This is a genomic window from Pseudomonas sp. ES4 (assembly GCF_050586665.1).
Classification (GTDB): Bacteria; Pseudomonadota; Gammaproteobacteria; order Pseudomonadales; family Pseudomonadaceae; genus Aquipseudomonas; species Aquipseudomonas frederiksbergensis.
Map to the genome: position 1 here is coordinate 262,880 of NZ_JBOBDO010000005.1, position 24,311 is coordinate 287,190.

Below are 24,311 nucleotides of genomic sequence, written 5' to 3' on the forward strand. Positions count from 1 at the left end.
GGCTATTCTAAAAACCTCTGTGGCGAAAACACGTCAGGACTCACGTTGATCAATGATCTGCAACAGGAGACTTGTCATGAAAGGCATGCTCGGCAGCATTGGATTGTCACTGTTACTGGCTGCGACGGCGGCGTTCGCGCATCACGGCTGGAGTGAATACGACTCCAGCAATCCCCTGCAGCTGAACGGCACGATAGAAGAATCCGGTTACTCCCATCCGCACGGCTTCGTGCGTCTCAAAACACCAGACAAAACCTGGAACGTCGTCCTGGCACCGCCCTCGCGCATGGAGAACCGCGGCCTTTCCCGGGAGATGCTGAGTGTGGGTAACACCGCCAGTGTGGTCGGCTATCAGAATCGCAACAAACCCGATGAGATGCGCGCCGAACGCATCACGGTCGGCGACAAGACCACCGAGTTGCGGTGATGCAGGCCAGTGATACCAGCGCCGGATCGAGTCCGGGCAGCTGGCTGGACTGGGTCGGCGAGTCGCAGCTTGGCGCGGCCATGCGCGGTGACCTGTGGCTGTATCCGATGGTCGAAGTGGTTCACATCATCGGATTTTCAGTGCTGGTCGGCTCTGTCGTGATGTTCGATCTGCGGGTCCTGGGGCTGTCGAAAGAGATTGCAGTAACGGCCCTGGCTCGCCACCTGCTGACCTGGTCCGTCCTCGCCCTGCTGTTGATCGTGCCCGCCGGGCTGATGATGTTTTCCGCCCATCCCCACGACTTCGCATCGAATGACATCTTCATCCTGAAGCTATGCCTGATCGCTACTGCCGGGCTCAACGCTGCGCTTTTCCACGTCGGGATTTTCCGCTCGGTCACCCAGTGGAACACGGGTGCTGCGGCGCCTGGAATCGCAAAAATCCAGGCGCTGTTTTCGATTGGGTTATGGGTCAGCGTGGTGTTGTGCGGTCGGTTATTGGCCTACACCTGATCATCAGGTATTGGTTTTCAACTTGGTCCACAGGCGGGTCGTCAGCCGTGCGATGGCCGCAGGGAGTTCCTCTACGGTAAACAACTTGTCCAGCACACCTGTCGGCGGATAAATCGCCAGGTCCTGCTTCACCGCAGGAACAACATACTGGTCCGCCGCCAGGTTGGGGTTGGCGTAATGGATGCTGTTGCTGATGTTGGCAATGACTTGCGGCGTCAGCAGGTAGTTCATGTAGGCGTAGCCATTCTTTTCGTGCGGCGCGCTCTTGGGCATGACCACCATGTCGAACCACAGTGTCGAGCCTTCGTCAGGGATCGAATAAGCGATTTCGATGCCGTTGTTGGCTTCCTTGGCGCTGGCGGCCGCCTGCACGATGTCGCCGTTGAAACCGATCACCGCGCAGACATTGCCGTTCGCCAGGTCGCTGATGTACTTGGAGGCGTGGAAATACTGGACATAAGGTCTGATCTTGAGCAGCGCCTGCTCGGCTTTCTTGTAATCCGCCGGCTCGTGACTATGGGACGGCAGCCCCAGGTAATTCAGGGTGATCGGCAGGATCTGCGTAGGGTTATCGATAATCGCCACGCCGCACTGGCTCAGTTTCTTGATGTTGTTTTCATCAAAAAACAGATTCCACGAATGGGTGACATCGGTGTTGCCGAAGATCGCCTTGATCTTCTCGACGTTGTAGCCGATACCCGCCGTGCCCCACATATACGGATAACCGTACTGGTTGCCCGGATCATTGACCTCGAGTTTTTTCATCAGCGCCGGATCGAGGTTTTTCCAGTTCGGCAGCTGGCTTTTATCGAGTTTCTGCACCGCCCCGGCTTTGATCAACCGGGACAGAAAATGGTTTGAAGGGCTCACCACGTCATAGCCGGTGTTGCCAGTCATCAACTTGGATTCCAGCACTTCGTTGCTGTCGTGAATGTCGTACGTTGCCTTGATCCCCGATTCCCTGGTGAACGTGGTCAAGGTGTCGTCGGCAATGTAGCCGTTCCAGTTTGAAATATTGACGACTTCGTCAGCGTAGGTGGCTGCCGACAACGTCGTAAGCACGACCATCAGGGAAATGTTATTGACGCGCATGTTCAATCACCGTGTGTTTGATGAGTTTTTATTGTTTGATCGCCGGGTGTTCTAGATTTCTGTTTTGGCCCTGACCGCCTCCACGCGCATTCGAAGCATGGCACCGATATCGAGAAAGGGGCGCGGCGGCAGCCAGCCCGGTTGGGCCCTGCGCATCACCGATTCGAGGATGGGCGAGCTGTCACCGGATGCCAGTTCGGCGAGCAAGCGCCCCCAAAGGGTGCCGCGTGCGACGCCCGAACCATTGCAGCCGGCCACCGCAAACACACCTTCGTCGACCTTTGAAAAATACGGTTGCCCGGTGCGCGAAGCGCTCAAGTGTCCAGTCCAGGTGTATTGAATGTCCTGCTCGTTCAAGAATGGAAAACGGCGTTGCAAGCCCAGCACATGGTGTTTGCGACGGTGCAGCAGCTCACTGTCGGACAAATCCCGGGAACGGTATTCCGCCGTATTGCGGATCATCACGCGGCGGTCCGGAGTCAGTCGCACCGTGGCGCCCAGGGGCCGGGTGGACAGCACGCCCCAAGGCTCAACCGCGCCGATGGACGTGAACTCGGCGTCGCTGAGCGGCCGTGTCAGGCTGGCGCTCAGTTCCATCGGGAACGTCCCGCTGTCCTCTATCCCTGAGCGCGGAATGAACGCGTTCAGGCACACCAGGACTTGCCTGGCCTCGATGCTTCCATCGGCACCATTGGCGCGAATACGCCCTTTGCCCAAACGCTCCAGGCCAGTGATATCGGTGTTCTCGAACAGGGTCACGTTGGCCGGCAGCGTATCCAGCAGGCCCTTCACATATTTCGCCGGTTGCAGCAATGCGTTGCCATTGCCGCACCAGATCGCGGCCTGGTAATGCGCGGTGCCCAGTTGTTTGCTCAGCGGTTCACCTTCCAGAAAATTCGCAGAGGCGCTAACAGCACGTAGCGTTGCCAGTTTGGCCGCGACGTCGGTCAACTTGCCGGGATCGTTGACGGCGAAGAAGTAGCCCGATTCCCTGAATTCACATTCGATGCCCAGATGAGCGATGCGCTGACGCACTTCGTCACTGGCGGCACGTGAAATCGAGGTATCGACTTCAAAACCAGCAAACCCCGGGTTGCCGATCAACTCATCCTTGGAGGGATGTTCATGCCCGACCACGAAGCCCGAATTGCGCGCCGAAGCGCCCTGCGCGGCCCGCTGCCTGTCGACAATCACGATCCGCGCCTGCGGGTGCATTTCAGCGAGTGTGTGAGCGGCGCACAGCCCGGTGATACCGGCACCGACAATCAGCCAATCGGCTTTTTGCGTGCCTTTGAGAGCATCGCGAGCGGAAGAATTCCCCGCCTGCGCAATCCAGCCACATACATTGGTCATGCATCACCTCGTCTGCCTGTAGTTCCGCAAGCGCCGCACATGACGTCATCGCATGAGTCTTTCCGGCCGGCGCTGGCTAGAGCTAGAATCTATAAGGCCTGTAGTGATACAACCAACGTTATAAACTCATCGAGCCATTCAAAAAGCGCATGGATAAAATTCACCACGTTCCTTCTCTCCAGGCCTTGCAGGCGCTGGTCGAGGTCGCAGGCTCGGGCAGCTTCACGCAAGCGGCGCAAAAGCTCTGTCTGACCCAAAGCGCAGTGAGTCGAAAAATCCAGCAGTTGGAGAGCCACTTCGACTTGCCGATGTTCGTCAGGAACAGCCGCAGTGTTCGGCTGACACCGGAAGGCGAACAGGTGCTTGCGACCGCCCGAAGTATCCTGGCGCAACTGAAAACCCTGGAAGATCGGCTGACACCGCAAAAACGCCCCTTCCGCATCCGCATGCATGTATCGCTGGCGGTTCGATGGTTGCTGCCAAAGTTGAGCGAGTTCTATCGAAGTCATCCGCAGGTTTCGCTGTCGATCGAAACCGTGGCCACGGAAGTGGTGGAACCGGCCATCGACAGCGACGCCTACATCCTCTATCTGCCCGAGCCGTCCCGCGATCCTGACTGCCTGACCTTGTTCGAAGAGGCGCTGGTGCCGGTGTGCGCCCCTGGCCTGGGCAGCACGACCCAGCCGTTGGAATCGGTGGCCGATCTTATGCGTTTCCCACTGTTGCATCGCTCGGCGGACAAGCATGACTGGGGCCAGTGGCTGCACGCCAATGACGGCCAGTCACTGGAGGACTACCGCCATATCCCCTTCAACCTCGACGAGTTGGCGCTCGATGCGGCGGCGCGAGGGTTGGGCGTCGCCATGACTGACCTGACCCTGGCAGGCGAATCACTGGAACGAGGCGTGCTCGTCGTTCCGTTCGGCCACCCCTTGAAGACCCGCGGCATTTACGCCTTGAACCTGCAACCTTCCGCCGCGGCTCATCCCGCCTGCTCGCTGATCATGCAGTGGTTCGCCCAACAGGCCGAACGGCCAACAGGCGAAGTTTGACCATCAGGATTTGACCCCTACGTTCCGCGCCCCAACCCTTCTGTCGCATTGGCAAAAGCAGCGCTCGCCTCTTGAACCAGCTTGCGCCATTCAACGCTGTTGATGAGCCCGGTGCGCTCCATTTCATCGGCAGCCTTGAGCAACTGGTCATATTGCTCTTCGGCATCCATCCGGATTTCGGGCACTTTCAGCAGCTGATACCAGGCCGCCAGGGCTTCGCTCTTTTGATCATCACTCATGCTCAAACTCCCAAAGACAGTCTTCGTTTCGAAGTTTTTTCATGAGTGACGTTCCTCGCTCCCGACATATGGCAGGCAGGAACGCGACCACCATCAAGCTGCCATCGAGCCACATGCCTTGAAGCCGCCGGTCGCCCCCCGTCATTTCGGCGCCGTTTCATTACAGAATTGACATTCAACCGTGGGTCGATTGTGCGGATCGACTGGCTGACCTGGCTTCACTGCCAGGCAACCCATCGGCAGCCAACCCGCCCCTGAATAGAGGAAGTCATCATGAAAATGTTAATCCTCGGGTTTGCTGCTCTCCTCGCCACGAGTTCGGCCGTTGCCGATACCCAGACCGCCGAACCTGTCATTCACGACAAGACCGGTTTCTTCGTCCACCTGGATATCGCCAAAGACCTGTCCAGCAACATCATCACGCAGGATTGCGGCATCGTCCCCGCGCAGCTGATATACCTCGACCATCAGGGTCGCAAACACGTGCTGGATTACCAGGTCCAGGGCATGGGTTGCATCGGCGCTAACTGATCAGTCGCCTGTATTCGCAGAGGACCGGGCTACATTGGCGCCACTGGCTGACCTCTGTAGCCCGCCGCTGTGATAGGTCAGGTTGCCGACACCGCTTAAGGTTTGGGTACATATCCGTTTCAGGGAATAGGCTCAATGAAGCTGACGATGTCTCTGTAGCTCCGTCTTCAGCCAGGTGCTCGTTGGCTGAACGCCAGTTGCGCACCGCACTTCATAGGCTTTGCCAGACATGCTGCTTTTAGTGGCAGCAAGATCGATGAAGTCTTCTGCGCTGCTCACCAGGTTCTTGCCTTCGAGATAATTCAGCTTCTTTTCGAGATGTGCCCGAGCCTCGGGTCCAGGGTACTCACTGCCGTTGCGCACGAACTTGCACTCGCTGCGCTCCACAAAATCCAGCAAGCCCTTTATCTCCTGGTTCGCCTGTGTCGAGGTTTGAGCCTGTACACCGCCCGCCACAAAAAGGCCGATAGAAGCAGCGATCAGCCATTGGCGGAAAATGGATTGATTCACCGCTTCTTTCAAAATCCACATGATTACTTCCTTGTCCTGAAAGGGGTGACTTTCTGTGGAAAAAAAGGGGATCAATGAGCCCAATGCCTGTGCGCGAGCAGTTGGCCAAAGTCGCAGTTACTTATCCCTGTATCGGCATCAGACTCATTGATCGTTGCCCAGCTCAATGTTGGGCGATTTCCATCTAACAGAATGGAGATGCATTGGCGCGTCAACAGCGACCATGCACTATTTTTTTAGCAAAACTACTTCTGCACGTCTAATCACCTTTTTCCCCCGCCTTATAGGCTCAGGAAATATCCCGTTAAGGCCCCGCCACCACCATTCGTCGCATCAGAAACCTGGTGCGATTTTTTTGACAATGACTGGCTCAAGGTTTGCACAAGACGGTCGTAGCTGCCCCAGAACGACGTAATTCTGACGCGACAGCACTTACTTAACGCTTAGGACGCCAGCGATGCGCTTGGTCAGTCACCGGGAGATGTAACGTGTCAACTCTCAACGAAATCGCAGCGAACCACGCGAGAATGGCCAAGGCTCTTGTCGAAGCGTCGACCGGGCCGAGTGAGCGCCACACCCAGATTGTGGAGACTTTCGAAGTTCCAACCCTGGATGCGCAACACATGCCTCTGCACCTTATCGCCAGCGTGCAGGACAACCCTTTCGGGCAAGCAACGGCTTATTTGCTCTGACAAAGTTTGATCCGGCCAGCTTGTCGGGCAAGCGGAAAAGGTCCGCTTGCCGGCGCGGTAAGGTCGTGTACCACTTATTGGCCTAAACTCACTTGACTAGCCCGTTGGGGAGCTGCCGGAGTGGCATTCCCATGCTCGAAAATTTAGAGATGTCACGCGTCAAGCACTTCGCTGCAAACGTTGCCGGCCGGGATTTCGCGGTCGGGGATATTCATGGCCATTTCACTCGGTTGCAGGATGCTCTGGATGCCGCCGGGTTCAACCGCTTGGTAGATCGCCTGTTCAGTGTTGGCGATCTGATTGACCGTGGGCCGGAATGCCATGATGCCCTCGATTGGCTGGGCAAGGCATGGTTCCACCCGGTGCGAGGCAACCATGACGACTACGTGGTTTACTTCGACACCTGCGACGTCGACAGCTGGCTCGACAACGGCGGTTCATGGTTCATGGACCTCCCTCTGATCGAGAAGCACGCCTTCGCGGCGCAGTTCGCCAGGCTTCCTATCGCGATTGAAGTCGAAACAGCCTACGGCCTGATCGGCATCGTGCATGCCGATTGTCCATTTCCGTCATGGCAGCAATTGCGAAAGGAACTGGAGTCGCCGGAAAGCAACAGGCGTCTGCAGGAGGTGCAGCACTTCTGCATGTGGTCACGACGGCGGCTCGATCAGCAAGAGACGCATGGCGTCGAAGGCCTGCGCGCACTGGTCGTGGGGCATACGCCGCTTTATATGCCCGTCAGCCTTGGCAATGTGATTCACATCGATACGGGGGGCTGGAGACCGGACCGTGGTTATTTCACCCTGCTGGATCTCGAAACGCTCGAAACCATTCCCGCAAGCTGACTCAACACGGATCGGCCACTCATAAAAAAACCCGGCTTCATCAGCCGGGTTCTTTATTAGCGATTCAGGTGGCATTACTGCCACCGTCCATCAACAGCACTTCGGTCCAGCCTTGCTTCCGTAACGCGCTTCCTGGCGTTCCCGAAAGAACACCTCATAACTCATCACCGGTTTGTCCGGGTGCTTGGTCTGCATGTGCTCGACGTAGGTGTCGTAGTCGGGCATCCCGACCATCAGGCGCGCGGCCTGACCGAGGTATTTACCTAGGCGACTCAGGTCATTGAACATGCTGCACTCCTCGATCAAGCATCCGGCAGAGCCTGGAATGGCGCTTCTTTATCCGTACGTTCCTTGCTGCCCCAGGCGGCGATACCGACCTTGAGCGCAAAGAACAGGATGCTGAAGACCACCAGCAAGAACAGCGCCGTCAGCGTTGCGTTGGTGTAGGCGTTGTAGATCACGTGTTGCATCTGGTCGATGCTTTTCGCCGGAGCGAGAATTTGACCGTTGGCCAGGGCATCGCTGTACTTCTTGGCCAAGGCCAGGAAACCGATCGCCGGGTTGGCGTCGAACAGCTTGATGAAACCTGCCGTGGTGGTGCAGATCAGCAGCCACACAGCCGGCAGCATGGTGACCCAGACGTAGCGCTGGCGTTTCATTTTGATCAGCACGACAGTCGCCAACATCAGCGCGATACCGGCCAGCATCTGGTTGGAAATACCGAACAGCGGCCACAAGGTATTGATGCCACCCAGCGGATCGATCACGCCCTGGTACAACAAGTAACCCCACATCGCCACACAACCGGCGGTGGCGATCAGGTTGGCGGTCCAGGATTCGGTGCGTTTCAGCGCTGGCACGAAGGAACCGAGCAAGTCCTGCAGCATGAAGCGACCGGCACGGGTACCGGCGTCTACAGCCGTCAGGATGAACAGCGCCTCAAACAGGATCGCGAAGTGGTACCAGAACGCCATGGTGTTTTCACCCGGCAGAAGCTGGTGCAGGATCTGCGCGATACCGACCGCCAGGGTCGGCGCACCGCCGGCACGGGCCAGGATGGTGGTTTCACCGATGTCCCTGGCGACCGCTTGCAGCGCTTCCGGGGTGATTGCAAAGCCCCAGCTGCTGACGGTCTGAGCAACCGTAACAGCATCAGAGCCGACAAGCGCCGCCGGGCTGTTCATGGCGAAGTACACGCCCGGCTCGATCACCGACGCGGCGACCATGGCCATGATGGCAACGAAGGATTCCATCAGCATGCCGCCGTAACCGATGTAACGGGCATGGCCTTCACTGGCCAGCAACTTCGGCGTGGTGCCGGAAGCAATCAGTGCGTGGAAACCGGAAACCGCACCACAGGCGATGGTGATGAACAGGAACGGGAACAGACCGCCCTTCCACACCGGCCCGGTGCCGTCGACGAACTGGGTGAGTGCCGGCATTTTCAGGTCGGGCATGGTGATCAGGATGCCGATCGCCAGGGCCACGATGGTGCCGATTTTCAGGAAGGTCGACAGGTAGTCCCGCGGCGCCAGAATCAGCCACACCGGCAATACCGCGGCGACGAAACCGTAGCCGATCAGCATCCAGGTGATCTGGATCCCGGTAAAGGTAAAGGCCTTGGCCCAGACCGGATCAGCAGCAATCTGCCCGCCGAGCCAGATCGAACCCAGCAGCAACAGCACACCGACGATGGAGATTTCACCGATGCGGCCCGGGCGGATGTAGCGCATGTAAATGCCCATGAACATCGCGATCGGGATGGTCGCCATCACCGTGAAAATCCCCCACGGGCTCTCGGCCAGGGCTTTCACAACGATCAGCGCCAGCACCGCGAGGATGATGATCATGATCAGGAAGCAGCCAAACAGCGCGATGGTCCCGGGGATGCGGCCCATTTCTTCACGGACCATGTCACCGAGGGAACGGCCGTTGCGGCGGGTGGACATGAACAGGACCATGAAATCCTGAACGGCACCGGCCAGCACTACGCCGGCAATCAGCCACAGCGTACCGGGCAGGTAACCCATCTGCGCCGCCAGCACCGGACCGACCAGCGGCCCCGCACCAGCAATGGCTGCGAAGTGGTGACCGAAGAGCACGTGTTTATTGGTCGGCACGTAGTCCAGACCGTCATTGTTAACGACAGCGGGCGTGGCACGATTGGGGTCGAGTTGCATCACTTTGGTAGCGATGAACAGGCTGTAGTAGCGGTATGCAACGAGATAGATAGCGACTGCTGCGACTACGATCCAGAGGGCATTGATCGCTTCGCCGCGGCGCAGGGCCACGACACTTAGCGCAAACGCTCCCAGGACAGCCACGGCAAACCAGGCGAGGTGTTTAGCCAGACGGGGCATAGCGTGTCTCCTGCCGACAGCCAATGGACTGCGGCGGTAATTTTTATAATTGTGTCCGCTGTGCGGAGCTGGCCCAATATCCCCGCATGCCGTCTACAAATAAATCCGCGTTACTACGTACGTGGCGCCTACGTAGTTCTACGTAGATGACGGTGGACTTCTTGTTGGAGCGACGGCGCAGCGATTCGACTTGGTTGCGAATGCGAGTTGTCATTCAAGATTGATGTCGTCTGATATACCGCCATCGCGAGCAGGCTCGCACACAGGGGAATGGTGTACACCTGCAAGTAATTGGTCGGCTGTCAGGCCGCCTTCGCAGGCAAGCCAGCTCCCACAGGGATTGGATGTTTGGCAGGAAGTGATTGGTCGGCTGTCAGGCCGTCATCGCGAGCAAGCTAAGCTCCCACAAGGGATTGGTGTTCGCCTTTCGCCTTTCGCCCCTAACCACTCATCAGGCCGAGCGTTAGCTCGCCTGCAGCTCTTGATCTTGATCCACCCGCCCCTTCGGGAGGCTGAGTGGAGGTGTTCATCTGGGGGGCAGGCGCGCAGCGCCGTTCGACGCAGTCGAACACATCGAGAGGAGGTCGAAGCGAAGCCGACCGGAGGCGATGCCCCCAGATGAACACCGGAACGAAGGAACGCCGAGCCCAAGCGAGGGGCCGGACGCTGGGGCGAGACTTTTTGGTTCCTTTTGTGGCGTTTGACAAAAGGGACTCGCCGTAAGGGCGAAACCATTAGCCGCCGTTACCGCAGCAATGGATATGTACACCTGCGAGTAATTGGTCGGCTGTCAGGCCGCCATCCGAGCAAGCTCAGCTCCTACAGAAATCCAAGCCACAAGTCATTCCGTCCAGCACCGCTACTGGCCTCGCGTATCTTTGACATATGATGCCGGGCCTTCGCCTTCCCTCGGTCCGGACAGGAGCACAGATGCAGCTCAAACACAAAATCGTCGCGCTCGGGATTCTGCCGCTGATGCTGGCCATCGCCGTCATCTGCGCGCTGGTGATTTCCATGAACCGGCAACTGGGTGAACAACAGGCGCAACTGATCGAAGACAGCATTCTGGCCAGCAAGCGCGCTGAACTTAAGAACTACGTCGAAATGGCGCAAAGCCTGATCGAACCGCTGTACGACGACGGCCACGGCGACGAACACGCACAGCAAAAAGTATTGGAGGAACTGCGCAAGCTCAGCTTTGGCATCAATGGCTACTTCTTCGTCTACGACCACGAAGGCCGCAGCCTGATGCACGCGCGCCAGTCCGAGCTGGTAGGCAAATACCTGTGGGACATGAAGGACCCTCACGGTTTGCCGGTGATCCAGGCATTGCTCAAAAGTGCGCAATCGGGCGAAGGCTTTCAGCGCTACGCCTGGAACAAACCCTCCTCCGGCCAAGTGACCGACAAGCTCGCCTATGTAGTGATGCTGGATCGTTGGGGCTGGATGCTCGGCACCGGCATCTACCTTGAAGACGTTGAACGCGCGACCCAGCAGGCGCGTGACGAAGTGGCCCAGGGCATTCGCAAGACCATGCTGGCGATTGCCGCGGTGGCCCTCGTGGCGGTGCTGTTTGTCTTCGCCAGCGGCATGACACTGAACGTCAGCGAGCATCGTCTGGCCGACAAAAAACTGCAGCGCCTGACCCAGCGTATCGTCAGCTTGCAAGAGGAGGAACGCTCACGGGTTTCCCGTGAACTGCACGACGGCATCAGCCAGTTACTGGTCTCGATCAAGTTTCAGTTCGAACTGGCCAGCCACCTGCTCGAGAATGGCCAAGCACATGACAAGGGTTTGAGTACGCTAAGAGACGCCACGGAGCGCCTGGGCGAAGCGATTGGCGAGGTTCGCAGCCTCTCCCACGACCTGCGTTCCTCGCTGCTCGACACCCTGGGCCTGCCGGCGGCGATCGGTCAACTCGCCGCAGAATTCGAGCAACGCAGCGGCCTGGTGGTGACTTTTAACGACAACGAATTCGACTGCCACCTGGTCGATGGGGCAGCGGTCTCGCTGTTTCGCATCGTGCAAGAAGGCCTGACCAATATTGAACGACACGCCCAGGCTAAAAACGTCTCCATTACCCTGCACGGGTCCGAAGATTCCATTCGTTTGACGGTGGTCGATGACGGTATCGGTTTCAACGTCGCCCAGGTCGAACGTCGTCATGCGGGCATTGGCTTGCGTAATATCCGTGAGCGTGTCGAGCATTTTGGTGGACGATTCGACCTGATCTCGATGCCGGGAAGAAGCGAGCTGGACGTTTGGCTGCCAATGAAAACGCCCGGTACAACACACTGACTCGCCCCCACAACAAGAGTGAATACCCGCGATGAACCTGCCCTACCCGATCCGCGTCGCACTGGTCGACGATCACGCCCTGGTCCGCGACGGGATCAAAGCGCTGCTGGCGGTCATGCCTCCCCTGGAAGTCGTGGGCGAAGCCGAGAGTGGCGCGGATGCCATTGAAATGGTCGGGCGCTGCCAGCCGGACCTGTTGCTGGTCGACATCAGCCTGCGGGACATGAATGGGCTCGAACTGACCCGGGTGTTACGCAGCCAGTACCCGTCGCTCAAGGTGCTGGTGCTGAGCATGTACGACAATAACGAATACGTAAGTGAATCCGTTCGCGCGGGGGCCAGCGGCTATGTCCTGAAGAACTCACCGTCACGGGAAATCATCGCGGCGATCGAAGCCATCGCCAGTGGCGGCACGTTCTACAGCGCCGAGATCGCCCAGCGGCTCATCGCCGATAAAAATACCGACAACGAGCTGACACCGCGCGAGAGCCAGGTGTTGTACAAGATGGCTCAAGGGCTGAACAACAAGGAGATGGCCCGCGAACTGGACATCAGCGTTCGCACGGTCGAAACCCATCGTCTGAGCATCCGGCGCAAACTCAACATCGACAAACCCGCGGCCCTGGTCAAGTACGCGATCGATCACGGGATCATTTCGCGGTAGCGGATATACATTTGTCGCGAATTTCAGGCAAAAAAAATCCCAGGCAGCTGATGGACGCCCGGGACTCAAAATGCATAAACCGTGGTGGTGAACGCGGGCGAATATTACTTAATATTTCCGCCTGTAACAAGATATTTTGACTCACCAACTAGTTACTAAACCTTCTAACTCATTCAATATCCACACATTTTTTATGGATGCACCTTAACAAGGGCTGACTTAGAGGTACCAGCGATACTCCCGCGCGCTGATGTCGTGCAGGAATGCCAAATGGTCCTGGCGCTTGTTTTCGCAGTAGACATCCACAAACTCTGCCCCCAAACCCTCGCGCAGTTGCACATTGTTTTGCATTGCACGCACGGCCTCCAGCATCTCCAGCGGGAAGTCGACTCCGCTGCCACGATCTTCGTTGAGGGATGCAATCGGTTCACGACCCACTTCCAACCCGTGCTCCAGCCCGACCAGAATCGCCGCCAACACCAGATATGGATTGGCATCCGCGCCCGCCAGGCGATGTTCGATGCGCAGATTCTTCGCGTCCGACTCAGGCACCCGCAGGCAGGCGTCACGATCTTCAAAGCCCCAACTGGCGCGCGTCGCCACATTCACCGTGCCGCTCAAGCGCCGCATGGCGTTGTGATTCGGTGCAAAGATCGGCATGCAATGCGGCAACACTTCAAGGCAACCGGCCACGGCATGGCGCAGCGCCTGCTGATCGTTTGCCGCCAACAGGTTGGTTCCCGCCTCGTCGTAAAGGCTCACATGCACATGCATGCCGCTACCGGGATGCTGCAAATAGGGTTTTGCCATGAAGCTGGCGCGGTGATTGTGCTTGAGGGCCACGCCCCGCGTGCTGCGGCAGAACAGGGCCGCCCAGTCGGCCGCACGCAGGCCATCGTCAAGGTGACCGAAATTGATCTCGAACTGGCCCGGACCCAACTCCGCAGTGATCACCGTGGCATCGATGCCTTGGGCCCTCGCCGTCTCGACCATGTCATCGAGTACCGGTGAAAATCTCGACAGCCGTTCGATGTGCATGTTCGGCTGATCATCGGCATCGTCGGTCAGCGGATCGCGAGGGAACTGTGGCAAGCCGTCCCGCAGCTGGCGATCGAACAGATAGAACTCCAGTTCGAACGCGACCACAGGGAAAATCCCTTTTCGGCCAAGGCGCTCGAGTACCTGCGCCAACACCTCACGCGGCTCGAAAACGATAGGCTTTTCAGTACCGCTTGAGGTAATCAGCATCTGCCCCAGCAGTTGGTTTTCCCAACTCACGGGCTTGAGCGTACCGGGCACCAGGCGGCGGGGAGCATCCGGGTCGCCGTCGTTGAAACAGTAGTCACCGATTTTGAACAGACCGCCCTGCGTACCCAGCAACACGCAGTTTTGCGGCAGCTTGAGCGCGCTGCCAGCGGCGACCTTTTCGAGCATTTCTATCGGGTAGCGTTTGCCATAAAAATGCCCGGGAATATCCAGGGAAATCAGGTCAACGTAACGCACCTGCGGGAAGCGCTGGCGAAACGCGCGAACCTCAGCAACCAGATCAGAGCAGACAGCATCCATCGTTAGTGTTCCTTGTTGTTTTTATCAGGTGTAAACCCAAAGCACCCGGGCGAGCCGATCCGAGAGGTTGCCGTAGCGGCAATGTGTGTGACTGGCCAGCTGGAAACTGTCGCCAGTGCGCAACGTCACCGGTTTGTCGTCATCCAGCCATAGCGTCAGCTCCCCCTCGAGGACATAGCCACCCTGCTCCGAGCTGTCGTTCATGTGCCGGTCACCGCTGCTGGCGCCGGGCTCCAGTTGGCTTTCAAGCATTGAAAAAGACGCCCTCATCTTCGGTGAGACGAGGATGTCGGTGATCCCGTCGGCGTAATACAGCGTGCGTCGTTCATCCGGACGGGTCACCCAAGGCAACGCCATGGGCTTGGGCAAGCTATAGAAATAGGTGGTCGGCACGCCGAGGGTTTCGCTGATGGCGGTCAAGTCCGCCACCGTGGGACGTGACAACCCCCGCTCGACTTGGGAGAGAAACCCCACCGAACGACCGATTTTGTCCGCCAAGTCTTTCAGGGTGTATTTTTTGTGTTTGCGCAGGTCCTGGATCAGGATCGCCAGCGCCGAGATTTCTTCTTGCATGTCCATCAGGAGGTTTCCGGAAATTGATGTTTCAAAGGCTGTCGCGCAGGCGATACCAGGCTTTGCCGATGGCTTCCAGCGGTGCGGCCAAATACTTCCCTCCGGGAAAGCTGCCGTTGATCAACCCCTGGTACAACGCCAGCTCATCGGGCTGGCCAAGAATCGCGTCGGACACAGCACGCGCCCCGGCCAACGTCGGCAGCACGCCATGCCCTGAGTAACCCTGTAGCCAGTAGAGGTCGCCACGTCGACCGATGTCAGGCGTGCGCTTGAGGGTCAGATCGATGTGCCCTCCCCAGGCGAAGTCCAGTTCTACGCCCTTGAGTTGGGGAAACACGCGTTCCAGATAGGGCCGTGTCGCAGCGGCGATGTCCTTCGGCATGCCGCCCAGGTAAGTGCATCCACCGCCGAACAGCAGGCGGTTGTCTGGCGTACGGCGGAAATAATCGAGGACAAACTGGTTGTCGGTGACGCACACATTGCTCGGTATCAGCGCAGTCGCCTGTCGCTCTGAGAGTGGCGCGGTTGCCACCTGATAAGTGCCAACCGGCAACACACAACTCGACAGCTTCGGATCAAGCCGATCAAGGTAGGCGTTGCACGCCAGCACCAGCACGTCGGCGCGAATCTGCCCGCGCTCAGTGGCAACTACATACTGACCGCCCTCTTCGCGATAACTCAGCGCCTTGCTCTGCTCATGAATGCATCCATCGGCCTGCTCAATCGCAGCGGCGAGGCCGAGCGCCAGTTTCAGCGGATTCAAATGCCCGCCTTCAGGATCGAACAGGCCCGCCTGATAGCGCTCACTGGCGACCCAATCAGGCAACGCCTCACGCGAAATGAACTGCAAATTATCGTGGCCCCACTTGTGGCTGGCCTCGTGTTGCCATTCTGTCAGCAGACTCACCCGACGCGGCATCACCGACGTCCACAGGTGACCAGGCCGATAGTCGCAATCGAAACCATGGCGGCCAGGCAAGTCTCGCAACTCCCGGGCAGCCCAACGCATGCTGTCCCATAACCGGCGCGCACGCTCATAACCCAACGCCGCCTCCAACGGCGGCATGTCACACGACCAACCGAGAATGGCCTGACCGCCATTGCGCCCTGAGGCGGCCCAGGCGACCCGACTGGCTTCGAGCAACGTCACGCGCTTACCGGCCAGGGCCAGACGCAACGCCGTATGCAACCCACTGAAGCCGGCCCCGATGATCAACACCTCGGTGTCCTGCTCGCCGTCAAAAACAGCTCGAGCCACCAAGCGATCCGCGCAGGTGTGGGCGTAATAGCTGGCGACGTGCCGGGAAGATTGCTGGAACATACAGCCTCGTGAATTTTTATACTTTTAATTTCATGAAAAAGTACACACTAAATTTCACGGCCGCAACCGTTCAAGACGCAAAAAAAAATCCCTCCCAGGAAACCCTGGCGGGATTTTTTAAACAGACAGCGTTATCGAAGCAACGCTGCCGAGATTTCAGGCAACAGGAATCATCGGATCCGCAGAAGCCAGCGCAGTGACACGATCAGCTGCGGGCGGGTAGATCCACATTGTGTTGATCTGGGTCTTCAACGCCTTGCCTTCCTCCTTGACCAACTTCACCTGGCGGTCCCAACCCTCGGTGTAGACGGCGCCCCAGGCGCCCAGATCCAGGCAGGTCACGTATTTAGGCTGGCTGTATGGAGTCGGGTCCACGCCTAGAATCTGTGCGGCAACGTTGTTGCCGGCATGACGACCCAGCGAAATAGCGTGCTGGCAGGTCATCAATGCGAAGTTGCCGATGTCATCGCTGGCGGCGTAGGCGACGTCGCCGGTGGCGAAGATGTCTTCCTGGCCAATGACTTTCAAGTGCGCGTCGACGTGCAGACGACCGAGGTGATCGCGTTCGGCCGGAATCTGCTCGGTCAACGAGCTGGCGCGCACACCGGTGGTCCAGACCACCGTTTTAGCATCGATGCGCTGGCCATCGGTCAGGGTCACGCCATTTTCATCGACAGCCACGACCGACGATTTCAAGCGCCATGTCACGCCCGTTTCAATGCTGGCTTCAACGATGGACTTGGCGATCTCGGCGCCCATGGACCCGCCAACTTTCTCGCCACGATCAACGATGATCACTTCGATGTCGGCGCGATCACCGAGGATGGCGCGCAGCCGCGCAGGCATTTCAGTCGCGGTTTCAATCCCGGTGAAGCCACCGCCGGCCACCACTACGGTGTTGCGAGCCTGGCTTTCTGGCAGGTTGACCAAGGACTTGAGGTGATTTTCCAGGCGTATGGCCTGTTCGATCTGATCCACGTCGAAGGCGTGTTCCGCCACACCTGGCGTGTTCGGCAAGGCCAGGCGGCTGCCGGTCGCCAGAACGAGTTTGTCGTAGTTGCACACCCGCTGGTTGCCGGACGCATCAACGTAGCCGACCCGTTTTTGCTCAACGTCGATGGTTTCGGCAGAGCCCTTGATGAACTGGACGCCAACCGCATCGAACAGTTCGCCAATCGGTGCAGCCAACTGGTGCGCATTCGGCTCGTAGAAGCGCGGACGCACTCGCAGCTCGGCCTGAGGAGCCAGAACGGTCACTTCAACGTCGTTGTGGCCATGAATGTCGAACAGACGCGTGGCGCTCAAAGCCGTCCACATGCCACCGAAACCTGCGCCAATAACCAGGATGTGTTGTTTCATTGTTAACTCCGGGGAAAAGACCAAGTGATGAATTCGTTAAAGGTCACGCGCTTCGGTAGCGGCTGCTTCCCAATGCGGACCTGACAACGGCGACTATATTGATCCTAGTTACAGGGCACAAAACGAAATTACTGATGGTTGGTATCGAAAAGTTCGATTTGTCCGAAAAAGGCTTATCGAGAGGCAAAACTGCCGCGCGACGCATAACGGAGAAGCGACAGGACGCGTTGCCCTGCTCGCGTCCCGCTGTTAGCATTTGCGACTACTTTGGTCGGAGATAGATATGTCTCTTTACAGCGCAGGCGTTGAGTACGGCATTCACTGCCTGGTTTTTTTGGTCGGCAGCAGCGGCGACACCCGTGAGGCGAGCGTGCGCGACCTTGCCGAGCTGCAAGGCGTACCACAGGACTATCTGGCAAAAATCTTCACCAAACTGGCCAAGGCAAAACTGGTGGTCGCCACTGAAGGCGTGCGCGGCGGCTTCAAGCTGGCCCGGCCTTCTGACGAAATCAGCATTCTGGATATCGTCAATGCCATCGACGGCCAGAAACTCATCTTCGATTGCCGAGAGATTCGGGGGCGTTGCGCTTTGTTCGAAGGTTCCGCGCCAGCGTGGGCGCTGGCGGGTCCATGTTCGGTGCATGCCGTCATGATGACCGCGCAGAAACGCATGGAAGACGCCCTCGCCCAGCAGACCATTCTTGATCTCGCCAGAAAGGTCGGACGAAAAGCGCCGGCGCAATTCAATGCTCAGGTGGACAACTGGATAAACGATCGTCGGGAAAAGAAAATCAATGCGAGCACTCAGGCAAGCGCCGACGCGATCATCCAGGCAACCGATATCACCGACTAAACCTTAAAGACAATCACGCACTGCCTGACGCAACGCCCCGGATTTCGCCCAGGGCGGCCCCTGATAAAGCGATACGTGACTGCCATCCTTGGATTTCACGATATCGACAATTTCGTCGGCCGTGATAATGCTCGGCGCGGTGACTCTGTAGCCATTGGAGATCGCCGATTGGGTCGTGTTGGGTATCTCCCGCTGCCACGCCGGCAGAACGCACGCGGCATAGTCTTTCGGCACCTTGTCGCTGTACTTGCTGACGTTGGGTTCACCCGGCACCAGGGACGCGGGCAATGAACAGCCCGCCAGCAACGCCAACCCTACTCCCCCAATCAATTTGCGCATGACGCTTCCTTATCCCGAAAAAGGGGAATGTAGCGTGTCGCTGTCCAGACATCCATCCGTTGCACTGAACTCAGCGAGGGGCGTTGTGATCGCCGGTTTCCGGGTATGACCTCTCGTTCAGATAAGTCATCCATCTTTCATACGCTTCGTGCTGCCATTGAGTGACCCGCTCCCATTCCGGGCCGCTCAGCTGATGTGCAGAAATCAGTTTCATCATTTCCGTGGTGGCCGCGTCCAGATCAACGATCAGCTCATGGGCATGAAATCTAAACTCATCAGTCGCCGTCATTTGAAGTTGCCTCGCCCTAGCAAAAATTGACTACCTCACTACGACATCAAATCTGCGGGTTCGCGTTCATCTTCCCGACAGAAGGTTGCACCAACGGTCCAGACGAACAAAACGCCCTGGCCCGGTAAATGGGACTAAAATTTTGTAGCGGAGATTGGCAGGAGGTCATCATGTGGCTTAACGAATCTGAAAATGAACTTCGGCGTGACCTGCAAGGGCTTGCGTCGGATTTGAGATGGTCAGCCGTAGAGCTTTTACGCATCGCAGAGCAGCTACGCCTGACTGGCAATGACGTGGATGCACAAGCAATCCTGAAGCTGTGCGAGTTGTTTCAGGGAGATGAAGAACGACTGAAGGGGTATGCCGAGGAAGTGAAGGCCAAGATCATCACTCGAACAAAAGCTCAATAGCAGAGCATTGCCATGCACAAACCTCCAGGCGCGCTGGTCGTTGTACTGGCGGCGTTGGGTGGCTGCAGCTCCGAATCGCGTGTCTATCGGGATCGAACGCTGGTTGCAAAGGGCGAGACCGGCATGAGCAAGGATCAAGTGCACAAAGAAAAGCCCCGGCGAACCAGGGCTTAAAGCGTGCTATTTGTCTGATTGCTGGCTGCGTGCAGGCCGACTTGCTCTGGCCTTGTAGCCGGGAAGAGCGGCCGCAAAGGCCAGTGCTTCCTCTTTACTGCCAAAGGCTCCAAGCCGGTCACCTTTGGTGCACACCCGCCACGGGCCGTTGTTCACGCTGAGTACGTCATAACCATTCATGTGCATTTTGGTCAGCATCGGAACGCTCATAGTCACCTCCATTTCGGCAGTGATGATCCTGGATTCACTTGAATACCTTACACCCGCCCCTTCAAGAAGTGCCGACCAGACGTCGCGCCAGTATTTCGAAACGCGATTGCACTTCCAGCCTCGTCCATCACTCCAACCATTGAGGCAGACACCTCGGCTCGAATATTGCATTTTTATGACTGTTTTATGACAAACAGCAATCGGGTAACACATGAAAATACGCGCGACCGTCATTTGCGAGCAACACCGACACATTCTCCTGGTGCGCAAGCCAAGGAGTCGGTGGATGCTGCCCGGCGGAAAGGTTGAACGTGGTGAAGCCATTGCCGACGCCGCCACACGAGAGCTCCAGGAAGAGACCGGGCTTGGGGTCGCTGGGATGCTGTACCTGATGGAATTGCAAACGGCCAGCACCCAACACCATGTTTACGAGGCCTCCGTGGAGAACGCGGATGAGGCCCGCCCACAAAACGAAATCTTCGATTGCATCTGGTATCCGCTGGACGCGGTCCAGAACCTGAACACCAGCAACGCCACGCTCAGAATCATCAAAGCGTTTCAGCGTCGCTTGTAAGTGAATCAACCGAGGTCGCCGCCACCGACCGGCATTATCATGCCGGTAATGTAAGACGCTTCGTCGCTGGCCAGAAACAGAATTGCGCTTGCCTGTTCATCCAGCGTGCCATAGCGCTTCATCAAACTGCTGTCGAGCGTCTGGTCGACTATCTGCTGATACCAGACCTTCTCTTGTTCGCTCTGATCAGCGCTGTTGCGCGGAATGACCCGCGGTGGCGCTTCAGTGCCACCGGGCGCGGTGGCATTGACCCGAATCCCGCGACCGGCGGTTTCGAACGCCAGGCAAGCGGTCAGCGCGTTGACCCCTCCCTTCGCCGCACCGTACGGCACGCGATTGACACTGCGCGTGGCGATGGACGAAACATTGACGATGGCGCCGCTGCCCTGCTCGAGCATGAACGGCAGCGCGGCATGACAGCACCACAGCGTCGGGAATAGCGAGCGGCGCACTTCGGCCTCGATCTGCGACGCTTCGTAATGCTCAAAAGGCTTGGCCCAGATCGTCCCCCCCACATTATTGACCAGCACATCCAGACGCCCGAAACGCTCGACGGCGGTTTGCATGACGCGGCTGCATTCGCTGTATTGCTCAAGATCGGCAGTCAGCGCGAGCACCTGGCTGCCCTGCCCCAATTGTTGCTGAACTTCGAACACCCGCTCGGAGCGATCAACCAGAATCAACCGCGCACCTTCCGCCGCCATGCGCTCGGCAACGCGCCGACCAATGCCTTGGGCTGCGCCGGTAATCAGCGCGACTTTATCTGTGAATCTGTTCATAAATACCTCGATGCGAAAATCAATTTCGCAGGGAACGGCTATCTGTAGCAGCTGCCGAGCCTGCGAGGCTGCGTTCGGCTGCGAAGCAGTCGTGAGATCAAACAATGCGGTGTTTCAGGAACACCGTGTCGTCAGGTTTTACGACTGCTTCGCAGCCGAACGCAGCCTCGCAGGCTCGGCAGCTGCTACAGAGACGGTGTCGTGCTGATGCTTATGCGGCGCTGGCGGCAAATTTCTCGTAGTAAAAGTTTGTCGGCGCGATACCTTTTTCGCGGATGAACTGGCTGACCGCCTCGACCATCGGCGGCGGGCCGCACAGGTAGACATCGACGTCGCCTTCGTTCAAATGCTGCGGCTCGATGTGCTGGGTCACATAGCCCTTGAGCGGATGCTGACTCTCTGGGTTGGCGACGCAGGCACTGAAGCTGAAGTTCGGGATTCGCGCGACAAAGGCTTCGAGTCGATCCATTTCCACCAGATCGAAATCGTTGGTCACGCCGTAGATCAAATGCAGCGGATGCTCACTGCCCTGCTCGGCGATTTTTTCCAGCATCGCCGTGAACGGTGCCAGCCCCGTACCGCCGGCCAGCAGCAACAACGGACGGCGAATATCGCGCAGATAGAAACTGCCCAACGGCCCCGCCAGGCTCATGCTGTCGCCGGCCTTGGCCATGCCGGTGAGGAAGCTGCTCATCAAGCCGCCGGGCACGTTGCGGATCAGGAAACTGACCTCGCCGTCGCGCTGCAACGAGCTGAACGAATAGGCGCGGGTCTGCTGGCTACCGGGAATCCCCAGGTTCACGTATTGCCCCGGCAGGAACGCCAGTTTGCTCAGGGCTTCGCCCTTGATCGACAGCGCGATGGTGCTGTCGGACAACTGGCGCACGGCACTGATGGTCGCGTCGTAACTGGCCTGGCGGGTGCGGCATACCTCGGATGAGGTCGGCACGCGCACTACGCAATCGCTCTGGGCGCGCATCTGGCAGGTCAGGACAAAACCTTGTTCGGCCTCTTCCGCGCTGAGTGCATCTTCGATGTATTCCTCGCCCAAATCATAACGGCCGGCCTCGGCGAAGCATTTGCAGGTACCGCAAGCGCCGTCGCGGCAATCCAGTGGAATATTGATGCCCTGGCGATACGCGGCATCGGCCACGGTTTCGCCGACATTGGCGTCGATGAATCGGGTGACACCGTCTTCGAAATTGAATGCGATGGAATGAGTCATGACCGCTGCCTCACAGATGGTAGACATCGATGACCTGGCGAACGTAATCGTTCTTCAGGATCACTTTCTTGGCCTTGATCAGCGGGTTTTCACCGCGCACATCGAGGGTGTAGAAACTGCTGCCGAAATAGCTGTCGACGGTCTTGTAGCGAAAGCTCAGGGTGTGCCAGTTGAAACGCACCTTACACATGCCGTCGGCCTGTTCGAGCAGCTCGATGTTGCTGATGTTGTGCGAGGTGCGGGTGTCCGGCATGGTGGCGCTGGAACGCTCGGTCTTGATGCGGAAGACGCGGTCTTCCAGGCCGGTGCGGTTGCCGTACCAGATCAGCGAGATTTCCCGCTGCGGGTCTTCGGTCAGCTCGTCGTTGTCGTCCCAGGACGGCATCCAGAACGTTGCATCCTGGGCGTACAACTCCAGCCATTCGTCCCACTGCCGGTCGTCGAGGTAGCGCGCTTCGCGGTAGAGAAAATCACGCACGGCGTCATAGGTGATGGTCATTGCACGGCCTCCACAGGAATCAGTTCGGACTGCTCGGCGGCCAAGGCCTTGAGCATGGTCTGCTGCCAATACTTGTGTTGCAGCACGAACAGGCCTTCGTCTTCGGTGCGCACACCGCTGAGCAGCGGATGCAGGTCGATTTCCCTGGCCGCCTCATCGGCGCCTTCGATCCAGTGTTCGGCGCCACGGGACATGTCGTTCCAGGCGGTCACGCTGCCCTGATAACTGGTCTGGCAGGAACGAAACTCTTCCAGGTCGTCCGGGGTCGCCATGCCGCTGACGTTGAAGAAGTCTTCGTACTGACGAATCCGGCTCGAACGGGCGTGGTCGCTTTCGCCTTTGGGGGCGATGCAGTAAATGGTGATTTCCGTGCGATTGACCGAGATCGGCCGGGCGATGCGGATCTGCGAACTGAACTGGTCCATCAGGTACACGTTCGGGTACAGGCACAGGTTGCGCGAGTTCTCGATCATCCAGTCGGCGCGGGCCTTGCCGAAGTCCTGGGCCAGTTCATCGCGACGCTCGTACAACGGGCGATCTTCAGGGTTGGCCCAACGGGTCCAGAGCAGCATGTGGCCCTTGTCGAAGGAGTAGAAACCACCGCCCTGCTTGGCCCAACTGCCGGCGCTCATGGTCGGGTTGCAATCGCCGGCCTCGCGTTGCTTGCGCTGATTCTGGGTAGCGGCGTAGTTCCAGTGCACGGAGCTGACGTGATAGCCGTCGGCACCGTTTTCGGCGGTGAGCTTCCAGTTGCCTTCGTAGATGTAGCTGGAAGAACCGCGCAGCACTTCCAGGCCATCGGCGGACTGATCGACGATCATGTCGATGATCTTTGCCGACTCGCCCAGATGCTCAACCAGCGGGACTACGTCGGCCTTGAGGCTGCCGAACAAGAAGCCGCGATACGACTCGAAACGCGCGACTTTGGTCAGGTCGTGGGAGCCTTCGCAGTTGAAGCTCGCCGGGTATCCCGCTTCGGCCGGATCCTTGACCTTGAGCAGCTTGCCGGAGTTGTTGAAGGTCCAGCCATGGAATGGGCAGGTGTACGAGCTCTTGTTGCCGGATTTGTGCCGGCACAGCGTCGCGCCGCGATGGCTGCAGGCGTTGAGGAACGCATTGAGTTCACCGTCCTTGTTGCGCGCGATGAAGATCGACTGGCGCCCCATGGTGGTGGTGTAGAAATCGTTTTTGTTGGGGATCTGGCTTTCGTGGGCCAGGTACAGCCAGTTGCCTTCGAAGATGTGCTGCATCTCGAGATCGAACAGCCGCGGGTCAGTGAACATTTCGCGCTTACAGCGATAGATACCCTGTTCTTTGTCATCTTCGAGCAGGGAGTGAAGGTATTCGGGTCGCAGGGACATGGCCGCCGCCTCCATTGTTTTTATTCAGGCAGGGCCATGCTAGGACGGGGAGATGGGGCGGACTATCCGCTGGGTGCAGACCTGTATCCGTTTTGTGCAGCAGGATTTTTGATCGTTCCCACGCTCTGCGTGGGAATGCCTCAACGGACGCTCCGCGTCCGCTTTTGGGACGCAGAGCGTCCCGGGCTGCATTCCCACGCGGGA

28 protein-coding genes are annotated in these 24,311 nt (G+C 58.2%); 11 read left to right on the plus strand and 17 right to left on the minus strand.

All coding sequences use genetic code 11. The features are described 5' to 3' along the window. Nucleotides 1–76 precede the first annotated feature (76 nt). Nucleotides 77–427: a DUF6152 family protein gene (locus ACQ4OB_RS08585; protein ID WP_074875754.1), complete on the plus strand. Its 351-nt coding sequence runs from the start codon at nucleotides 77–79 to the stop codon at nucleotides 425–427. Next, the gene (locus ACQ4OB_RS08590; RefSeq protein WP_430955496.1) at nucleotides 427–939 is read left to right on the plus strand and encodes a DUF6644 family protein; all 513 of its coding nucleotides are present in this window, start codon (nucleotides 427–429) and stop codon (nucleotides 937–939) included. Before ACQ4OB_RS08585 ends, ACQ4OB_RS08590 begins: the two co-directional genes overlap by 1 nt. 3 nt (nucleotides 940–942) lie before the next feature. On the opposite strand, the gene ACQ4OB_RS08595 is transcribed toward ACQ4OB_RS08590, so the two are convergent. Continuing rightward, complete coding sequence (locus ACQ4OB_RS08595; RefSeq protein WP_074875750.1) at nucleotides 943–2,031, minus strand: polyamine ABC transporter substrate-binding protein; 1,089 nt, start codon at nucleotides 2,029–2,031, stop codon at nucleotides 943–945. A 51-nt stretch (nucleotides 2,032–2,082) separates the two neighbouring features. Then, nucleotides 2,083–3,384 carry an NAD(P)/FAD-dependent oxidoreductase gene (locus tag ACQ4OB_RS08600; RefSeq protein ID WP_430955497.1) on the minus strand — a complete coding sequence of 434 codons (1,302 nt, stop codon included), beginning with the start codon at nucleotides 3,382–3,384 and terminating at the stop codon, nucleotides 2,083–2,085. Between the two features lie 149 nt (nucleotides 3,385–3,533). Here ACQ4OB_RS08600 and ACQ4OB_RS08605 point away from each other — a divergent pair, with 149 nt between their 5' ends. Next, complete coding sequence (locus tag ACQ4OB_RS08605) at nucleotides 3,534–4,436, plus strand: LysR substrate-binding domain-containing protein (protein WP_074875746.1); 903 nt, start codon at nucleotides 3,534–3,536, stop codon at nucleotides 4,434–4,436. A 17-nt stretch (nucleotides 4,437–4,453) separates the two neighbouring features. Here the strand turns inward: ACQ4OB_RS08605 and ACQ4OB_RS08610 are convergent, their stop codons facing one another. Next, nucleotides 4,454–4,675: a hypothetical protein gene (locus ACQ4OB_RS08610; RefSeq protein WP_074875744.1), complete on the minus strand. Its 222-nt coding sequence runs from the start codon at nucleotides 4,673–4,675 to the stop codon at nucleotides 4,454–4,456. A 273-nt stretch (nucleotides 4,676–4,948) separates the two neighbouring features. Here ACQ4OB_RS08610 and ACQ4OB_RS08615 point away from each other — a divergent pair, with 273 nt between their 5' ends. Next, on the plus strand, nucleotides 4,949–5,206 hold the full coding sequence (locus ACQ4OB_RS08615; RefSeq protein WP_074875742.1) for a DUF2790 domain-containing protein: 258 nt from the start codon (nucleotides 4,949–4,951) through the stop codon (nucleotides 5,204–5,206). A gap of 132 nt (nucleotides 5,207–5,338) precedes the next feature. On the opposite strand, the gene ACQ4OB_RS08620 is transcribed toward ACQ4OB_RS08615, so the two are convergent. Further along, complete coding sequence (locus tag ACQ4OB_RS08620) at nucleotides 5,339–5,737, minus strand: DUF5329 domain-containing protein (protein ID WP_074875740.1); 399 nt, start codon at nucleotides 5,735–5,737, stop codon at nucleotides 5,339–5,341. Nucleotides 5,738–6,204: 467 nt separating this feature from the next. Here ACQ4OB_RS08620 and ACQ4OB_RS08625 point away from each other — a divergent pair, with 467 nt between their 5' ends. Then, nucleotides 6,205–6,408: a hypothetical protein gene (locus ACQ4OB_RS08625; protein ID WP_074875738.1), complete on the plus strand. Its 204-nt coding sequence runs from the start codon at nucleotides 6,205–6,207 to the stop codon at nucleotides 6,406–6,408. Nucleotides 6,409–6,539: 131 nt separating this feature from the next. Then, the gene (locus tag ACQ4OB_RS08630; RefSeq protein WP_430955498.1) at nucleotides 6,540–7,253 is read left to right on the plus strand and encodes a metallophosphoesterase; all 714 of its coding nucleotides are present in this window, start codon (nucleotides 6,540–6,542) and stop codon (nucleotides 7,251–7,253) included. A 90-nt stretch (nucleotides 7,254–7,343) separates the two neighbouring features. Here ACQ4OB_RS08630 and ACQ4OB_RS08635 read toward each other — a convergent pair whose 3' ends face one another. Next, a complete protein-coding gene (locus ACQ4OB_RS08635) occupies nucleotides 7,344–7,541 on the minus strand; it encodes a YbdD/YjiX family protein (protein ID WP_007900300.1) in 198 nt (65 codons plus the stop codon). A 14-nt stretch (nucleotides 7,542–7,555) separates the two neighbouring features. After that, nucleotides 7,556–9,613: a carbon starvation CstA family protein gene (locus ACQ4OB_RS08640; protein WP_074875734.1), complete on the minus strand. Its 2,058-nt coding sequence runs from the start codon at nucleotides 9,611–9,613 to the stop codon at nucleotides 7,556–7,558. Between the two features lie 930 nt (nucleotides 9,614–10,543). On the opposite strand from ACQ4OB_RS08640, the gene ACQ4OB_RS08645 reads away from it, so the two are divergent. After that, nucleotides 10,544–11,911, plus strand: coding sequence for a cache domain-containing protein (locus ACQ4OB_RS08645; protein ID WP_430955499.1), 1,368 nt, complete (start codon nucleotides 10,544–10,546; stop codon nucleotides 11,909–11,911). A gap of 31 nt (nucleotides 11,912–11,942) precedes the next feature. Then, nucleotides 11,943–12,575, plus strand: a complete 633-nt coding sequence (locus ACQ4OB_RS08650) for a response regulator (RefSeq protein ID WP_008154581.1) — start codon at nucleotides 11,943–11,945, stop codon at nucleotides 12,573–12,575. A 219-nt stretch (nucleotides 12,576–12,794) separates the two neighbouring features. Here ACQ4OB_RS08650 and ACQ4OB_RS08655 read toward each other — a convergent pair whose 3' ends face one another. The 4 genes from ACQ4OB_RS08655 to ACQ4OB_RS08670 form a co-directional block, all read right to left on the minus strand. After that, on the minus strand, nucleotides 12,795–14,141 hold the full coding sequence (locus tag ACQ4OB_RS08655) for a glutamine synthetase family protein (RefSeq protein ID WP_430955500.1): 1,347 nt from the start codon (nucleotides 14,139–14,141) through the stop codon (nucleotides 12,795–12,797). Between the two features lie 24 nt (nucleotides 14,142–14,165). Continuing rightward, entirely contained in the window at nucleotides 14,166–14,720 is a 555-nt protein-coding gene (locus tag ACQ4OB_RS08660; protein WP_074875728.1) for a helix-turn-helix domain-containing protein, read from the minus strand. Between the two features lie 25 nt (nucleotides 14,721–14,745). Further along, nucleotides 14,746–16,035, minus strand: a complete 1,290-nt coding sequence (locus tag ACQ4OB_RS08665) for an NAD(P)/FAD-dependent oxidoreductase (protein WP_430955501.1) — start codon at nucleotides 16,033–16,035, stop codon at nucleotides 14,746–14,748. 156 nt (nucleotides 16,036–16,191) lie between these two features. Beyond that, the gene (locus tag ACQ4OB_RS08670; protein WP_102615935.1) at nucleotides 16,192–17,394 is read right to left on the minus strand and encodes an NAD(P)/FAD-dependent oxidoreductase; all 1,203 of its coding nucleotides are present in this window, start codon (nucleotides 17,392–17,394) and stop codon (nucleotides 16,192–16,194) included. 283 nt (nucleotides 17,395–17,677) lie between these two features. On the opposite strand from ACQ4OB_RS08670, the gene ACQ4OB_RS08675 reads away from it, so the two are divergent. Then, nucleotides 17,678–18,247 carry an RrF2 family transcriptional regulator gene (locus tag ACQ4OB_RS08675; protein WP_430955502.1) on the plus strand — a complete coding sequence of 190 codons (570 nt, stop codon included), beginning with the start codon at nucleotides 17,678–17,680 and terminating at the stop codon, nucleotides 18,245–18,247. A gap of 3 nt (nucleotides 18,248–18,250) precedes the next feature. Here ACQ4OB_RS08675 and ACQ4OB_RS08680 read toward each other — a convergent pair whose 3' ends face one another. Together ACQ4OB_RS08680 and ACQ4OB_RS08685 are read right to left on the minus strand one after the other, a co-directional pair. Next, nucleotides 18,251–18,586 carry a hypothetical protein gene (locus ACQ4OB_RS08680; RefSeq protein WP_074875721.1) on the minus strand — a complete coding sequence of 112 codons (336 nt, stop codon included), beginning with the start codon at nucleotides 18,584–18,586 and terminating at the stop codon, nucleotides 18,251–18,253. A gap of 70 nt (nucleotides 18,587–18,656) precedes the next feature. After that, entirely contained in the window at nucleotides 18,657–18,875 is a 219-nt protein-coding gene (locus ACQ4OB_RS08685; RefSeq protein ID WP_430955503.1) for a hypothetical protein, read from the minus strand. 170 nt (nucleotides 18,876–19,045) lie between these two features. Between ACQ4OB_RS08685 and ACQ4OB_RS08690 the strand changes: the two genes are divergently transcribed. Next, nucleotides 19,046–19,285 (plus strand): hypothetical protein, encoded by a 240-nt coding sequence (locus ACQ4OB_RS08690; RefSeq protein ID WP_074875717.1) that lies wholly within the window; start codon nucleotides 19,046–19,048, stop codon nucleotides 19,283–19,285. Between the two features lie 180 nt (nucleotides 19,286–19,465). On the opposite strand, the gene ACQ4OB_RS08695 is transcribed toward ACQ4OB_RS08690, so the two are convergent. Continuing rightward, entirely contained in the window at nucleotides 19,466–19,669 is a 204-nt protein-coding gene (locus ACQ4OB_RS08695) for a DUF2188 domain-containing protein (RefSeq protein WP_102615938.1), read from the minus strand. A gap of 211 nt (nucleotides 19,670–19,880) precedes the next feature. On the opposite strand from ACQ4OB_RS08695, the gene ACQ4OB_RS08700 reads away from it, so the two are divergent. Beyond that, nucleotides 19,881–20,243, plus strand: coding sequence for an NUDIX hydrolase (locus ACQ4OB_RS08700; protein WP_430955504.1), 363 nt, complete (start codon nucleotides 19,881–19,883; stop codon nucleotides 20,241–20,243). 5 nt (nucleotides 20,244–20,248) lie between these two features. On the opposite strand, the gene ACQ4OB_RS08705 is transcribed toward ACQ4OB_RS08700, so the two are convergent. The 4 genes from ACQ4OB_RS08705 to benA form a co-directional block, all read right to left on the minus strand. Beyond that, complete coding sequence (locus ACQ4OB_RS08705) at nucleotides 20,249–21,022, minus strand: 1,6-dihydroxycyclohexa-2,4-diene-1-carboxylate dehydrogenase (protein WP_430955505.1); 774 nt, start codon at nucleotides 21,020–21,022, stop codon at nucleotides 20,249–20,251. 211 nt (nucleotides 21,023–21,233) lie between these two features. Continuing rightward, complete coding sequence (gene benC / locus ACQ4OB_RS08710) at nucleotides 21,234–22,247, minus strand: benzoate 1,2-dioxygenase electron transfer component BenC (RefSeq protein ID WP_430955506.1); 1,014 nt, start codon at nucleotides 22,245–22,247, stop codon at nucleotides 21,234–21,236. A gap of 10 nt (nucleotides 22,248–22,257) precedes the next feature. Then, complete coding sequence (benB, locus tag ACQ4OB_RS08715; RefSeq protein WP_074875707.1) at nucleotides 22,258–22,746, minus strand: benzoate 1,2-dioxygenase small subunit; 489 nt, start codon at nucleotides 22,744–22,746, stop codon at nucleotides 22,258–22,260. Next, on the minus strand, nucleotides 22,743–24,107 hold the full coding sequence (benA, locus tag ACQ4OB_RS08720; protein ID WP_074875705.1) for a benzoate 1,2-dioxygenase large subunit: 1,365 nt from the start codon (nucleotides 24,105–24,107) through the stop codon (nucleotides 22,743–22,745). Before benA ends, benB begins: the two co-directional genes overlap by 4 nt. Nucleotides 24,108–24,311 lie beyond the last annotated feature (204 nt).

What these genes read in the sequence shown, in the direction of transcription:
- ACQ4OB_RS08585 (WP_074875754.1), top strand. Translation starts at nt 77, where the DNA reads ATGAAAGGCATGCTCGGCAGCATTGGATTGTCACTGTTACTGGCTGCG.
- ACQ4OB_RS08590 (WP_430955496.1), top strand. Translation starts at nt 427, where the DNA reads ATGCAGGCCAGTGATACCAGCGCCGGATCGAGTCCGGGCAGCTGGCTG.
- ACQ4OB_RS08595 (WP_074875750.1), bottom strand. Translation starts at nt 2,031, where the DNA reads ATGCGCGTCAATAACATTTCCCTGATGGTCGTGCTTACGACGTTGTCG.
- ACQ4OB_RS08600 (WP_430955497.1), bottom strand. Translation starts at nt 3,384, where the DNA reads ATGACCAATGTATGTGGCTGGATTGCGCAGGCGGGGAATTCTTCCGCT.
- ACQ4OB_RS08605 (WP_074875746.1), top strand. Translation starts at nt 3,534, where the DNA reads ATGGATAAAATTCACCACGTTCCTTCTCTCCAGGCCTTGCAGGCGCTG.
- ACQ4OB_RS08610 (WP_074875744.1), bottom strand. Translation starts at nt 4,675, where the DNA reads ATGAGTGATGATCAAAAGAGCGAAGCCCTGGCGGCCTGGTATCAGCTG.
- ACQ4OB_RS08615 (WP_074875742.1), top strand. Translation starts at nt 4,949, where the DNA reads ATGAAAATGTTAATCCTCGGGTTTGCTGCTCTCCTCGCCACGAGTTCG.
- ACQ4OB_RS08620 (WP_074875740.1), bottom strand. Translation starts at nt 5,737, where the DNA reads ATGTGGATTTTGAAAGAAGCGGTGAATCAATCCATTTTCCGCCAATGG.
- ACQ4OB_RS08630 (WP_430955498.1), top strand. Translation starts at nt 6,540, where the DNA reads ATGCTCGAAAATTTAGAGATGTCACGCGTCAAGCACTTCGCTGCAAAC.
- ACQ4OB_RS08635 (WP_007900300.1), bottom strand. Translation starts at nt 7,541, where the DNA reads ATGTTCAATGACCTGAGTCGCCTAGGTAAATACCTCGGTCAGGCCGCG.
- ACQ4OB_RS08640 (WP_074875734.1), bottom strand. Translation starts at nt 9,613, where the DNA reads ATGCCCCGTCTGGCTAAACACCTCGCCTGGTTTGCCGTGGCTGTCCTG.
- ACQ4OB_RS08645 (WP_430955499.1), top strand. Translation starts at nt 10,544, where the DNA reads ATGCAGCTCAAACACAAAATCGTCGCGCTCGGGATTCTGCCGCTGATG.
- ACQ4OB_RS08650 (WP_008154581.1), top strand. Translation starts at nt 11,943, where the DNA reads ATGAACCTGCCCTACCCGATCCGCGTCGCACTGGTCGACGATCACGCC.
- ACQ4OB_RS08655 (WP_430955500.1), bottom strand. Translation starts at nt 14,141, where the DNA reads ATGGATGCTGTCTGCTCTGATCTGGTTGCTGAGGTTCGCGCGTTTCGC.
- ACQ4OB_RS08660 (WP_074875728.1), bottom strand. Translation starts at nt 14,720, where the DNA reads ATGGACATGCAAGAAGAAATCTCGGCGCTGGCGATCCTGATCCAGGAC.
- ACQ4OB_RS08665 (WP_430955501.1), bottom strand. Translation starts at nt 16,035, where the DNA reads ATGTTCCAGCAATCTTCCCGGCACGTCGCCAGCTATTACGCCCACACC.
- ACQ4OB_RS08670 (WP_102615935.1), bottom strand. Translation starts at nt 17,394, where the DNA reads ATGAAACAACACATCCTGGTTATTGGCGCAGGTTTCGGTGGCATGTGG.
- ACQ4OB_RS08675 (WP_430955502.1), top strand. Translation starts at nt 17,678, where the DNA reads ATGTCTCTTTACAGCGCAGGCGTTGAGTACGGCATTCACTGCCTGGTT.
- ACQ4OB_RS08680 (WP_074875721.1), bottom strand. Translation starts at nt 18,586, where the DNA reads ATGCGCAAATTGATTGGGGGAGTAGGGTTGGCGTTGCTGGCGGGCTGT.
- ACQ4OB_RS08685 (WP_430955503.1), bottom strand. Translation starts at nt 18,875, where the DNA reads ATGACGGCGACTGATGAGTTTAGATTTCATGCCCATGAGCTGATCGTT.
- ACQ4OB_RS08690 (WP_074875717.1), top strand. Translation starts at nt 19,046, where the DNA reads ATGTGGCTTAACGAATCTGAAAATGAACTTCGGCGTGACCTGCAAGGG.
- ACQ4OB_RS08695 (WP_102615938.1), bottom strand. Translation starts at nt 19,669, where the DNA reads ATGAGCGTTCCGATGCTGACCAAAATGCACATGAATGGTTATGACGTA.
- ACQ4OB_RS08700 (WP_430955504.1), top strand. Translation starts at nt 19,881, where the DNA reads ATGAAAATACGCGCGACCGTCATTTGCGAGCAACACCGACACATTCTC.
- ACQ4OB_RS08705 (WP_430955505.1), bottom strand. Translation starts at nt 21,022, where the DNA reads ATGAACAGATTCACAGATAAAGTCGCGCTGATTACCGGCGCAGCCCAA.
- benC (WP_430955506.1), bottom strand. Translation starts at nt 22,247, where the DNA reads ATGACTCATTCCATCGCATTCAATTTCGAAGACGGTGTCACCCGATTC.
- benB (WP_074875707.1), bottom strand. Translation starts at nt 22,746, where the DNA reads ATGACCATCACCTATGACGCCGTGCGTGATTTTCTCTACCGCGAAGCG.
- benA (WP_074875705.1), bottom strand. Translation starts at nt 24,107, where the DNA reads ATGTCCCTGCGACCCGAATACCTTCACTCCCTGCTCGAAGATGACAAA.